The 12,858-nt window shown below is 40.0% G+C and carries 13 protein-coding genes and 1 tRNA gene; 8 read left to right on the top strand and 6 right to left on the bottom strand.

The genetic code is table 11. The annotated features are described in order from the left end of the window. Nucleotides 1-55: 55 nt before the first annotated feature. Nucleotides 56-1,051 (bottom strand): type I glyceraldehyde-3-phosphate dehydrogenase, encoded by a 996-nt coding sequence (gene gap, locus LS74_RS04070; RefSeq protein ID WP_034584711.1) that lies wholly within the window; start codon nt 1,049-1,051, stop codon nt 56-58. 223 nt (nt 1,052-1,274) lie between these two features. Between gap and LS74_RS04075 the strand changes: the two genes are divergently transcribed. Further along, nucleotides 1,275-1,351, top strand: a tRNA-Arg gene (locus LS74_RS04075). Nucleotides 1,352-1,398: 47 nt separating this feature from the next. Here LS74_RS04075 and LS74_RS04080 read toward each other — a convergent pair. Further along, nucleotides 1,399-3,492 (bottom strand): RNA degradosome polyphosphate kinase, encoded by a 2,094-nt coding sequence (locus LS74_RS04080; RefSeq protein WP_034584713.1) that lies wholly within the window; start codon nt 3,490-3,492, stop codon nt 1,399-1,401. Nucleotides 3,493-3,750: 258 nt separating this feature from the next. On the opposite strand from LS74_RS04080, the gene LS74_RS04085 reads away from it, so the two are divergent. From LS74_RS04085 to motB, 7 genes are all read left to right on the top strand, one after another. Further along, nucleotides 3,751-4,269 (top strand): hypothetical protein, encoded by a 519-nt coding sequence (locus LS74_RS04085; protein WP_034584716.1) that lies wholly within the window; start codon nt 3,751-3,753, stop codon nt 4,267-4,269. Between the two features lie 76 nt (nt 4,270-4,345). Next, the gene (locus LS74_RS04090; RefSeq protein WP_034584719.1) at nt 4,346-6,187 is read left to right on the top strand and encodes a menaquinone biosynthesis decarboxylase; all 1,842 of its coding nucleotides are present in this window, start codon (nt 4,346-4,348) and stop codon (nt 6,185-6,187) included. Between the two features lie 84 nt (nt 6,188-6,271). Next, nucleotides 6,272-6,700 (top strand): 50S ribosomal protein L13, encoded by a 429-nt coding sequence (gene rplM / locus LS74_RS04095; protein ID WP_034584722.1) that lies wholly within the window; start codon nt 6,272-6,274, stop codon nt 6,698-6,700. A gap of 9 nt (nt 6,701-6,709) precedes the next feature. Beyond that, nucleotides 6,710-7,099 carry a 30S ribosomal protein S9 gene (rpsI, locus tag LS74_RS04100; protein WP_002955401.1) on the top strand — a complete coding sequence of 130 codons (390 nt, stop codon included), beginning with the start codon at nt 6,710-6,712 and terminating at the stop codon, nt 7,097-7,099. A gap of 7 nt (nt 7,100-7,106) precedes the next feature. After that, nucleotides 7,107-7,730, top strand: a complete 624-nt coding sequence (locus LS74_RS04105; protein ID WP_138128839.1) for an MBL fold metallo-hydrolase — start codon at nt 7,107-7,109, stop codon at nt 7,728-7,730. Between the two features lie 64 nt (nt 7,731-7,794). After that, on the top strand, nt 7,795-8,565 hold the full coding sequence (gene motA / locus LS74_RS04110; RefSeq protein ID WP_034584725.1) for a flagellar motor stator protein MotA: 771 nt from the start codon (nt 7,795-7,797) through the stop codon (nt 8,563-8,565). Between the two features lie 9 nt (nt 8,566-8,574). Then, the gene (gene motB / locus LS74_RS04115; RefSeq protein WP_034584728.1) at nt 8,575-9,327 is read left to right on the top strand and encodes a flagellar motor protein MotB; all 753 of its coding nucleotides are present in this window, start codon (nt 8,575-8,577) and stop codon (nt 9,325-9,327) included. Between the two features lie 233 nt (nt 9,328-9,560). Here the strand turns inward: motB and LS74_RS04120 are convergent, their stop codons facing one another. From LS74_RS04120 to rpsG, 4 genes are all read right to left on the bottom strand, one after another. Next, nucleotides 9,561-9,965, bottom strand: coding sequence for a c-type cytochrome (locus tag LS74_RS04120; protein WP_034584731.1), 405 nt, complete (start codon nt 9,963-9,965; stop codon nt 9,561-9,563). Between the two features lie 64 nt (nt 9,966-10,029). Next, on the bottom strand, nt 10,030-10,275 hold the full coding sequence (locus tag LS74_RS04125; RefSeq protein WP_034584734.1) for a hypothetical protein: 246 nt from the start codon (nt 10,273-10,275) through the stop codon (nt 10,030-10,032). Between the two features lie 3 nt (nt 10,276-10,278). Continuing rightward, a complete protein-coding gene (gene fusA / locus LS74_RS04130) occupies nt 10,279-12,357 on the bottom strand; it encodes an elongation factor G (RefSeq protein WP_034584737.1) in 2,079 nt (692 codons plus the stop codon). Nucleotides 12,358-12,378: 21 nt separating this feature from the next. After that, the gene (gene rpsG, locus LS74_RS04135; protein ID WP_034584739.1) at nt 12,379-12,846 is read right to left on the bottom strand and encodes a 30S ribosomal protein S7; all 468 of its coding nucleotides are present in this window, start codon (nt 12,844-12,846) and stop codon (nt 12,379-12,381) included. Between the last annotated feature and the right edge of the window lie 12 nt (nt 12,847-12,858).

Below are 12,858 nucleotides of genomic sequence, written 5' to 3' on the forward strand. Positions count from 1 at the left end.
CCACAGCTTGAACGAAGCAATCTCTTAAAATCGCCCAAGAGACGATGCAAGACGACTAGCTGCACACATACACACTCATATCCACAAGCCTATGTGTATAGCCCATTTCATTATCATACCACGCAAGGATTTTTGCACTTTTGCCAATGGCGATTGTCTTATCTGGCACGATTACCGCACTCGCCTTGCTGCCGATAAAATCACTTGATACACGCATTTCATCATCAACGATAATAAGCCCTTTAAATGCCCCTTCAAAACTCTCGCCACTTTGAGCCTTATAAAACGCTTCATTAATAGAATCTTTGCTTACTTCACCCTTTAGATTCACACTTAAATCCATCAAACTCACATCAGGCGTTGGCACACGCACAGCAATACCATTAAGCTTACCTGCAAGATGTGGCAATACAAGCCCAATCGCCTTTGCCGCACCTGTGCTTGTAGGTATCATAGATAAGGCAGCTGCACGCGCCCTGCGTAAGTCTTTGTGCTTGACATCAAGGAGATTTTGATCATTTGTATAACTATGGATAGTGCTCATAAGGGCGTTTTCAATGCCAAAAGTAGAATCTAGCACTTTCACAATGGGGGCAAGGCAGTTTGTGGTGCAGGACGCATTTGATATGACACTTTCATTATTATATTGCGTATGATTGACACCATAGACAAAAGTTGGCGTATTATCCGCAGGAGCGGAGATTATCACGCGTTTGACATTGCCTTTAATATGTGCTTTTGCTTTATCAAGGGCGTTAAACTTGCCCGTGCATTCAAGCACCGCTACCGCTTCACCAAAGTCAAGATTGAGCGGGTCTCTATCGCTTAAAATCTTTACATTTTTGCTTTTACCAATGCGGAGTGTGCTTTCATCTTTTTTCTCAACATCATAGAATCTATGCACAGAATCATATCGCAGCAAATGCACTAAGGTATCTATACTAGCCGTAGTATTCATACTCACAAGCTCCACATCATTGCGTTCCCCAATAATCCTAGCCGCACATAGCCCAATGCGTCCCGTGCCATTAATCGCAAGTTTGATTGCCATAGTTCTCTCCTTAAAATATTTCTACCACATCAAGTTTTTGAAAATCTTATAGAATCTTACCCTAAAGCCGACAAAAATATTTCATAAACTCTATGTAGGTGGTTTAGAGGCGTATTCTAGCACAAAAATATGCTTTCACACAGCTTTTAGCTTGATTTATCGCTCAAATGAGTGTAAAATAGCGACTTTTGACTTTCCCCTACTCTTTGTATTTGTGCCTTTTGTCCTTGTAGCTCAGCTGGATAGAGCACACGATTCCTAATCGTGAGGCCACGCGTTCGAATCGCGTCGAGGACACCACCCAACAACAAAAAATATGCCATTAAAGATTCTAAAATCTATAACTTCTAGCTTTCTTTTAGCATTCTTTTGGCAAGTTTTTTTGCTTTACTAAGCTCATCATTCCTTACAGAATCTCCATAAATCGCATTGACATATTCTTCATAAGCAAGTTGAGAACTAAAGGCTTTTTGTGTGCTTTGCACCTTTTGATACTCGCCATTACTTTGCAATTCATACATCTGCACGTTATCATTAAGTTGCATTTTTAGAATTTCCATTAGCCTTTTGCTCATTTGTGTATTAAGGCTAGGGGTAAGAATCTCCACGCGTCTTTCAAGATTCCTTGGCATAATGTCTGCTGAAGCAAAATACACGCCCACGCTATCATTCTTAAAATAGTAGATTCTAGCGTGTTCAAGGTATTTGCCAATGATAGAAAACACACGAATATTTTCACTCACACCCTTCACTCCCGGACGCAACGCACACACACCACGCACGATAAGATCAATCTTCACTCCCGCCATTGATGCCTTGTATAACGCCGCAATCACATCAACATCAACAAAAGCGTTGCATTTCATAATAATCTGCCCTTCAGCACCTTTTTTGGCTTCATTTTCAATCAATTCTAGAATCTTAGGCTTAATTTGTGTAGGAGCAATCATCAAGCAATCAAGCTTTGTGCGATATGATGAGCCAGTGGATAGTGAATGAAAAAGCTTTATAGCATCTTTGGCAAAGGCTTCATTACAAGTCAGCAGCGAAATATCAGTATAAATCTTAGCCGTGCTTGGATTGTAATTTCCCGTGCTTAGATGCACATACTCTTTAAGCGTATTGCCGATTTTTTTAATCACAAGGGCGATTTTGGCGTGCACCTTTAGTCCCGGAACTCCATAAATCACGTGTGCTCCAGCAGATTCTAAAGAATGCGCCCAATGCAGGTTGTTCTCTTCATCAAAACGAGCTTTAAGCTCCACAAGTGCAGTAACTTGCTTATTATTTTCAGCTGCTTGTATCAGGGCTTTGACAATGGGGGAGTTTTTCCCAACGCGATAAAGTGTCATACGAATGGATAGCACATCAGGGTCTTTTGCCGCACTTTGGATAAAATTCACCACCGGATCAAAGCTTTCATACGGGTGAAAAAGCAAAATATCTTCAGATTCTATGGTAGAGAGCAAATCCACATTACCCTGCAATGGCGGGAGAATCTTGGGATTAAAAGGCGGAGTTGTAAGATGAGCGTATGCCTTACTCCCCACAAGCTCCCATAGCCCACTAAGATTGAGTGGAATATTATAAGCATAGATATCTTTGGGATCAACATTAAGATGAGAGTTAATAAAATGAAGCAGACTATTATCTTTATCTACACCCACTTCAAGGCGGACAACCTCGCCTTTGCGGCGTGTTTTTAGCCCTTCACTCATAATTTCAATAAAGTCATCAGCCTCCTCTTCTTCTATTTCCATATCCGCATTACGCGTGATTCTAAAAGGCACATAGCTTAGAATCTCATAATCCCCAAACAGCTCACTTGCAAACTCCCCCACAATATCTTCTATGGTAATAAAAACTCCACCTTCAATCTCCACAAAACGAGGCAGTAACCGCGAGATTCTAACCATTGCAAATTTCACATTCCCATCTTGCAGACTTTTTAGCCGTAACGCAATAGCAAAGCTAAGATTATTTAAATGTGGAAAAGGATGTGTAGAATCCACCACCACAGGCACAATTACAGGATAGAGATAATGCAGGAAATACTCATACAACTTAGCTTTTTGCTCACTATTGAGTTGTGAAACCTGCTTTATATGCATACCTTCTTTGGCAAGTCCGCTTTGAATCTCCTTAAAAACACTCTCCAATGTGCGTTTTTCCTTATCAAGATATTCTCGTATGCTTTTAAGCTGCTGTAATGGCGTGAGCTTATCCGCTCCCACCTCTGTAATCCCACTCGCATACAAACGCTTTAATCCTGCCACGCGTATCATATAAAATTCATCTAAATTCGTGCCATAAATAGCCACAAACTTTAATCGCTCTAAAAGCGGTATATGCGTATTTTTAGCCTCATTTAGCACACGCGTATTAAACTTAAGCCACGAAAGCTCCCGATTGAAATACATTTTAGAATCATTGATTGTCATAGCTACCTCCCCCATTAACTTACGCAAATGTTTTGCTCAATTTACTCAATATCGTAGGACTTGATTGTATCTCATTTTTTATTCTAAATCATTTTTTTTATTAAAAAGGCTTTTGAATCTAGTGTATGTATGGTAAAAATGTTTCAAATTCTACTCATTTTCTAGCTCTTTAAGCAAAATCAAACATATTTTACCTATAATGTCCGCTCGTTTTTTGGATTCATAATTTTGGATTCACAAATCACAAAAGGAGTTTTGATGAAAAAATATTTACTTTCTCTGCTTTTTGCAGCAGGATTTGGAACAAATGCGTTTGCAGTGAGTATTGCAGGCTTTGAGATAAGCCCAGAGTTTGGTTTCGCAGCCGGTAAAATCAAAGCAGAAACAAAAGAGGATAGCTCTATTGCCATAGATAGCTATGGAGCGTTTGGTCGTGTGTGGCTTGGGGCTTTTGATTTAGTGGTAGCTCCGCAGGTAAAGTATGACTTTAACAAAGGCGATGGAGCTAAGTTTAGAAACCTTCAATATGGCGTATCTGCGGGGTATAACATAGGGCTTATTATTGCGCGACTTACTCCTTATGTAGGTATCAATCACTCAAGCTTTAATGATATTTTTAAAGATACGACTTCATACAACGCAGGATTAAAGTTAAAATTTGATCTTTTGCCCATCTCTTTAGGTCTGCTTTACACTTACCAGAATCCAGAATTTAGAGGAAGCACAGAAACACAAACAATGCACAATATCCAAGCACTCATAGGTTTGCATTTCTAGCACTGCAATGTCTTAAGGTTAGAATCTAGCCTTAAGATTCTAGTATTGTTTGGTAGAACTTTTTTTGGAGCTTTCTATGGCTTTAGATTCTGAGCGACTCATCAATTTTTTACAAGAACACGATGAACTCATCATCATTGACACGCCACTTGACATTTACCTTGAAATCCCTCAACTTGCCTATATTGAAGTAAAAAAGTCAAATTCCAAAGCATTGCTTTTTACGCGACCTATTTGCAAAAAAAGTGGCAAGGAGTTTGATATTCCTGTGCTTATGAATGTCTTTGGCTCACATAAAAGACTTGAGCTTCTTATCAATAAACCCATTCCAAAAATCGCTCATAGTTTGCAAAGCCTTTTGCACCTTAGCCCACCCAAAGGTATCAAGCAGGTATTCCACAAGCTTAAAGAGCTGTATGCCCTGCGTTCTGTCTTTCCAAAATACAGCAAAAAAAAGGGGCAATGCCAAGAGATTATAAAAACGCAGAATCTCAATCTCTTTGAATTACCTATCCTTACCACTTGGGAGCGTGATGGTGGGGCGTTTATCACAATGGGGCAGGTTTATACACAAAATCTTAATGGCACACAAAAAAATCTCGGTATGTATCGTCTGCAAGTCTATGATGAGACACATTTAGGATTGCATTGGCAGATTCACAAAGATTCACAGCATTTCTTTCACGAGTATAAAAAAGCACATAAAAAAATGCCCGTGAGCATCGCACTTGGAGGCGATCCATTGTATATTTGGTGTGGGCAGGCTCCGTTACCTTTGGGAATCTTTGAGCTTATGCTTTATGGCTTTATCCGTGAAAAAAAGTCTGTGCTTTGCCCCTGTATCACAAATCCGCTTTTTGTGCCTTATGATGTGGATATTGTCATTGAAGGTTGGGTAGATACGACACAAATGCGAGATGAAGGACCTTTTGGCGACCACACGGGATTCTACACGCCTATTGAGCCTTACCCCGTGCTTGAAGTCTCCGCTATCACTATGCGAAAAAAGCCTATTTTTCCAGCCACAATTGTTGGCAAACCTCCGCTTGAAGATAAATATATGGGTTATCTCACAGAAAGAGTATTTTTGCCCCTGTTGCAAACCACTGCTCAAGGTTTGATTGATTATCATATGCCAGAAAATGGCGTCTTCCATAATCTCATTTTTGCAAAAATTAAGCCCGAATATCCCTCACATAGCAAACAAATTATGCACGCATTTTGGGGTGTTGGGCAGATGAGCTTTGTCAAACACGCCATTTTTACCGATGAAAATGTGGGCGATTTACAAGACTACCAAGCCTTTGGCTCGTATATTTTGCATAGATTCTCTCCGCAAAATATTCTCATTACAGAGGGAATCTGCGATGCACTTGATCACTCTAGCCCAGATTTTGCTCACGGCGGCAAACTTGGCGTAGAAGCTATCACACCTGTGGAAAAGCCTGATTTTTGCGTTTTAAGCGATGAGGTGCTTTTGAAGCATATCACAGCGATTTTTTCACAAGCCGTGGGGCTAAAGCAGTATTTTACCCATACGCCTAACCCCATTTGTATCATCAGTGTGGATAAAAAAAGCAATCTTTTAAATGCCGTAAAAGAAAAAATACAAGCATTTGAAAATTTGCACAATCATTTGAGTATTGTCATTTTTGTAGATTCACATAAAAATAAGCTTGATAACCCATATATGCTGACTTGGCGGATTGTGAATAATATTGATGCTAAACGCGATATACTTGTTACGCAGAATCTTGTGTTTGTTGATGCAAGTGATAAAGGCAAGATTGATGGGCATTTGCGAGAGTGGCCCCTTGATACAAACTGCAATGCAGAGGTGATTGAGAATTTGCGGCAAAAAGGGTTGCTGCAAGGTATTGATGAAGCATTTTTAGAGCGATTTGGAATATTATATTAAAATAAGCTTAAGTTAATTTTTTTTTAAGCTAATCTAACCTATAATGCCAATTCTCAATTTTGATTATACTTTCAAGGAAACACGATGGAATTGACAAAAATAGCAACACAAAATGACATCAATCGTCAGTGGGTTGTGCTTGATGCCAAAGACAAGGTGTTTGGTCGTCTCATCACTGAGGTGGCAACACTTTTGCGTGGTAAGCACAAACCTTGCTTTACACCACATATTGATTGTGGAGATTTTGTAGTGATTATCAACGCTACTGAAGCAAAATTTACAGGAATGAAGCTTGAAGATAAGGAGTATTTCACACATTCTGGCTACTTTGGAAGCACAAAAAGTAAGACTTTGCAAGAAATGCTAGAAAAACATCCAGAAAAGCTCTATCATCTCGCAGTGCGTGGAATGCTCCCAAAAAATAAGCTTGGACGAGCTATGCTTAAAAAGCTCAAGGTATATCGTGGCAATGAACATCCACACAGTGCACAAGTTTCTAAAAGCTCAAAATAAGGGAATACTATGGCAAAAGTTTATGCAACAGGAAAAAGAAAAACAGCAATCGCAAAAGTTTGGTTGAGTGCTGGAAGCGGGAAACTCACCATCAATGGACAAAGTCTCAATGAGTGGCTTGGCGGACACGAGGCGATTAAAATGAAAGTTATGCAGCCCTTGCTTTTAACAAAGCAAGAAAAGTCTGTGGATATTCACGCCGTTACTTTGGGTGGTGGTTATTCTGCACAGGCAGAAGCATTGCGACACGGAATCTCAAAAGCACTTAACAACTATGATATTGCTTTTAGAGCAATTCTTAAGCCAAAGGGTCTTCTCACAAGAGATTCACGCGTTGTTGAGCGTAAAAAATATGGTAAAAGAAAGGCACGCAGAAGCCCACAATTCTCAAAAAGGTAGGATTATTGTGGAAATTCTCTCTCAAAGTTTTGGCGAGTATCAAACAAATTGTTATATTTGCAAATTCCCACAGGGAGAGATTATTGTCGATGCGGGAATTGGTGCGACACAATGGGTGATTGAAAATTGTCCTAATCCTCTTGCTTTTCTCAATACTCACGGACATTTTGATCATATTTGGAGTAATGCCGAGCTAAAGGCTCATTTTGTAAATGTGCCGCTTGTTTGCCCGGAACTTGATGTATTTATGTTAGAATCTGATTGTTTTGATACAGGTGTAAGCCCAAGTATCCCAGATATTCTCACGGAGTGCAAAAAAGATTCACAAAAACTTCAATTCAATAATGTGGAAGTTGTTTTCTCCCATTTTCCTGGACACACGCCGGGTTGTTCTATCATTGAGATTGAAAATGAAATTTTTAGCGGTGATTTTATCTTTCATCGCTCCATTGGACGGTATGATTTTCCCTACTCAAACGCAACTGATATGAAAGATTCACTTACTCGCTTTTCACAACTCTCCTACACTCAAAATAAGACTATTCACCCCGGACACGGCGTTGCAACAACACTTATAGATGAGCAGCATAATGCTAAACTTTGGATTAAACATATAGAATGTGATTTGTAAGATGCGAAATGAGCTAGGAATATTTTTTGCTTTTTTATCTCAAATTTAGACAGGAAGGGTGCTTATGGATTTAACGACCGTTTTAGGACTCATCGGGGCTATTGCAAGTCTCTCAATAGGGGATTTTTTGGAGGGGGGCAACCCTTTACATCTCATTCACATCAGTTCACTTATTATCATTATCCCAACAGCTGGTTGTGCGGCAATGTCTGGCACCCACCCAACACACGTAAAAGGTGCATTGAAGGAGTTAAAAATTGTCTTTGGTGCAAGTAAGGTCAATCTCAATGAAACCATACGCACCATTGTGGAGCTCTCAACTCTTGCAAGAAAAGATGGCGTTCTCTCCCTTGAAGGCAAAGCCGCTCAAATTGAAGATGACTTCTTGCGACAAGCCCTATCAATGATTATTGATGGGCGGGACGCTCACGCTGTGCGTGAAGATATGGAAGTGCAAATAGAATCTTTAGAAGAGTATTATCACGGATCGGCACACTACTGGGTAACCTATGCGGAAACTTGTCCTACTATGGGGCTTGTAGGGGCGGTTATGGGGCTTATGCTCGCACTCCAACTTCTTGATGATCCAAAAGCAATGGCAGCTGGTATTGCTGGAGCATTTACCGCAACGGTTACGGGGATTTTCTGTGCGTATGCGCTCTTTGGTCCGTGGGGACACAAGATGATAGCAAAAAGCAAAGATATTATTAGGGAGCGTATGGTTGTATTAGAAGGCGTTGTAGGCATTGCCAATGGTGATAACCCACGCAACCTTGAAGAAAAACTGCTTGGCTTTATACCACCGGGTGAGCCTAAAATCTCACAATTTGAGTAGGCAAAGATTATGGCAAAAAAGAAAAAATGCCCTGAATGCCCTGCTGGTGAGAAGTGGGCTGTTCCTTATGCGGACTTTCTCTCTTTGCTTTTGGCACTCTTTATTGCCTTATGGGCGATTTCTTCCACAAGCTCCGCAGATTCAGAAGCACTCAAAACTGAATTTGTGAAGATTTTTGACTTTACGCTCACCTCACCACTTCCTTCAAATCAAGATGATATCAATGATAGTGAAGTAGAAAATGAGAGTGGAGCTATCAGCCAAACTTCTTCGGTTACCACAGCTGAGATTCAACAAATGGCGGAAGAAGGCGGCATCTTAGAACAAATGGAAATGGGGTTGTCTTTGCGATTGCCCTCAAATCTCTTTTTTGAATCTGGAAGTGCAGAAATCAACAATAGCGATGTATATCTATATCTTCAGCGTATGACGGCTATCATCAAAAAACTACCCGATTATGTCAAAATTGATGTGCGAGGTTATACCGATAATGCTTCGTTGCCTATTGGCTCAAGATATAAGGATAATTATGAGCTTTCTTCAGCACGCTCCCTTGCTGTAATGAAAAATCTTATTAAAAATGGAATCTCACCTGAACGCATTTCTTTTTCTGGCTATGGGGAACATCAGGCAGTCGCACCCAATGATAGTGCTATTAATCGTGCCAAAAATAATCGTGTTGAGATATTTTTCTTTGTAGATCAAAAAGATGTTCCTGCAACGCAATCTATTTTGGAAGAAACCTTACAAAACTCGCAATAGTAGAAGATAAGAGAGCTTCGCATTTGTTTATCTTGGAGACAATTCACAACAAACAAATAAAAAAAGGGGGGGGGGTGAGCTTTGATTTCTAACCGTAAAGTATTTTACTCTCTACATTCTAAAACTAGATCCTTATCATCAAGGATTAAAACTATCCCTAAACACCCAATTATAAAGATTGTCAGGTATTTCTAAAAAAAATGATACCTATTCTAATCTAAAGATCAAAATAGTTAAAATGCATCAATATATGCCCCTAATGCTTCAATATCTGCATCGCTTAGATTTTTAGTTTGCATATACATAATCACAGAATTACCACCCTTGCTTAATGTTTGCGAACGAAAGCCTTTTAAAGATTCTATAACCTGCTCTTTATTGAGCGAAGCGATTAAAACATTACCCACACTGCCGGGTGCAACACTCTTGCCATCTTTACCGTGGCACGAAGCACAACGCGCATAAAGTGTTTCTGGATCTGTCAAATTTTCCCTAGAATCCCAACGAGCAGAATCTGATAAAATATTAGAACTTTGTAAAGGAAGTGTAGTTTGAGAAGATTGTGAGCTAGAATCACCTTTGTTATCAAAACAAGCAGAAAAAGAAAAAAGAAATAAACAAAATACAAATCTTAGCATTGCATCATCTCCTTTTTAACAAAGTCCCCTAAAAAACGAAACTCTTAGAGGAACACAGGATTGACTATTGAGCTTTTTCTTCCTTTTGCTCATCAGACTTTGTTTGATCTTCACTTGTAGCAGGAGCTTCTGCCTCAGGCTTAACATCAGTATTATTCTCATCAGCGGGAGCTACTGTTGCTTGAGCAGGATCTTGCACCGGTTTGTCTTCTATTACTGGAGCTGGAGCAGGCGCTTCCTTTTCTTTTGTGTTATCACCACACGCTGCAAACATCAAACCTAGACCCAAAACTAAAGCTAACTTTTTCATATGTTACCCCTTTCTTTTTTCCATAATTTCCTTGGCAATATTATTTGGAACTTCACCATAGTGGTCAAACTCCATTGTATATGTGCCTCTACCCTGTGTAGCTGAACGCAAATCAGTAGAATACCCAAACATCTCAGCTAATGGAACAAATGCATTCACAATCTTTAATCCCATACGATCATCCATTGAATTTATCTGTCCGCGTCTTCTGTTTAAATCTCCTATGACATCACCCATATACTCTTCAGGGACCTCAACCTCAACCTTCATCATAGGTTCTAAGAGCACCGCATTTGCCTTGCGACAAGCATCTTTAAACGCCATAGAACCAGCGATTTTAAACGCCATTTCAGATGAATCCACATCGTGGTAACTCCCATCATAGAGAGTTACCTTAAAATCTACAACTGGATAGCCAGCAAGCACACCATTTTGCATTGCCTCTTGGATACCCTTATCAACAGCAGGAATATATTCTTTTGGAATAACACCCCCACTAATATTATTTACAAACTCATATCCCTCACCGGGTTCTTTTGGCTCTAGCTTAATATGAACGTGTCCATACTGACCTCGCCCACCAGATTGTTTTGCATACTTACATTCCTGTTCTACTGCATTACGGATAGTCTCTCTAAAGGCAACTTGCGGTTCACCTACTTCGGCTTCAACCTTAAACTCTCTTTTCAACCTATCAACGATAATCTCAAGGTGCAGCTCACCCATACCACCAATAAGTGTTTGTCCTGTTTCCTCGTGTGTGCTTACTCTAAAGCTTGGGTCCTCTTCTGCAAGCTTGCCTAGAGCGATAGACATTTTTTCTTGGTCTGCTTTTGTCTTTGGCTCAACAGCAATTTGAATTACAGGCTCTGGGAAATCCATACGCTCCAAAATCACAGGCACTTTTTCATCACAAAGCGTATCCCCTGTAACCGTGTCCTTTAGTCCAACAAACGCACAAATCTCACCTGCATAAATCTCTTTAATATCCTCACGCTTGTTAGAGTGCATTTTCAAAAGCCGTCCAACACGCTCTTTTTTACCTTTTGTTGAGTTAAGCACATAGCTTCCAGATTCTAACTTCCCACGATATGCACGCACAAATGTAAGCTGTCCAACAAATGGGTCTGTCATAATCTTAAATGCCAAACCAGCAAACGCACCATTATCACTTGATTCTACACTAAGTTCAGATTCATCTTTTGGATCAATACCCTTAATTTCAGCGACTTCAGTGGGAGCAGGAAGATAATCAACTACCGCATCAAGAAGTGTTTGAACACCCTTATTCTTAAAGCTTGAACCACAAAGCATTGGGATAAGACTCATATTAAGACAGCCGATTTTGATGCCCTTTTTGATTTCTTCAACACTTAGTTCTTCTCCGCCAAGGTATTTCTCCATCAAAGCCTCATCTTGTTCTGCCGCTGCTTCTAGTAACTTCTCACGATACTCATTAGCTTTTTCTACCAAGTCTACTGGGATCTCTTCCACATCATACTTGGCACCCATAGATTCATCATTCCAAACAATAGCTTTCATTTGAATCAAATCCACAACGCCTTTAAAATTTTCCTCTGCACCAATAGGAATATTAATAGGCACAGGATTGGCTTTCAAGCGTTGCTTAATTTGAGATTCAACATTGAAAAAATTTGCACCAATTCTATCCATTTTATTCACAAACACCATACGAGGAACGCCATACTTATTAGCCTGTCTCCACACTGTTTCACTTTGAGGCTGCACCCCACCAACGGAACAAAAGACAGCCACAGCACCATCAAGCACACGCATTGAACGCTCCACTTCAATGGTAAAATCTACGTGTCCGGGAGTGTCAATAAGATTAATTTGATAATCTTTCCAAAAACAAGTCGTTGTCGCTGAAGTAATGGTGATACCACGCTCTTTTTCCTGCTCCATCCAGTCCATAGTCGCAGCACCATCGTGCACTTCACCTATTTTATGACTCACACCTGTATAAAACAAAATACGCTCTGAAGTTGTTGTTTTACCAGCATCAATGTGTGCGGCAATACCAATATTTCTAATTCGTGCTAAAGGGGTTTTTCTCGCCATTCTATGTCCTTTATTTCTCTATTACCAACGATAGTGTGCAAATGCTTTGTTCGCTTCAGCCATTTTATGCACATCTTCTTTTTTCTTAAACGCTGCACCACGATCATTTGCCGCATCTACAAGCTCACTTGCCAAACGCTCAACCATCGTGCGTTCATTTCTCTTGCGTGTCGCCTCAAGTAACCAGCGGATAGAAAGGGACTGCTGACGAGCTGGACGCACTTCAACAGGAACTTGATAAGTCGCTCCACCTACGCGTCTGCTTCTTACTTCAACAAGTGGCTTTACGCGCTCCAAAGCTTTTTCAAAAACTTCAATACCTTTTTCACCACTTTTTTCTTCAATCCTATCAAAAGCTGCGTAAATAATCTTTTCACTCACACTTTTTTTACCATCAAGCATCATTTTATTGATAAACTTCGTTACGACTTTGTTGTTATAGATTGGATCACCTAGAATCTCTCTTACAGGAGCTTTTCTTCTTCTCATATTCTATCCTTA

This window comes from Helicobacter magdeburgensis, assembly GCF_000765825.2.
Taxonomy (GTDB): domain Bacteria; phylum Campylobacterota; class Campylobacteria; order Campylobacterales; family Helicobacteraceae; genus Helicobacter_C; species Helicobacter_C magdeburgensis.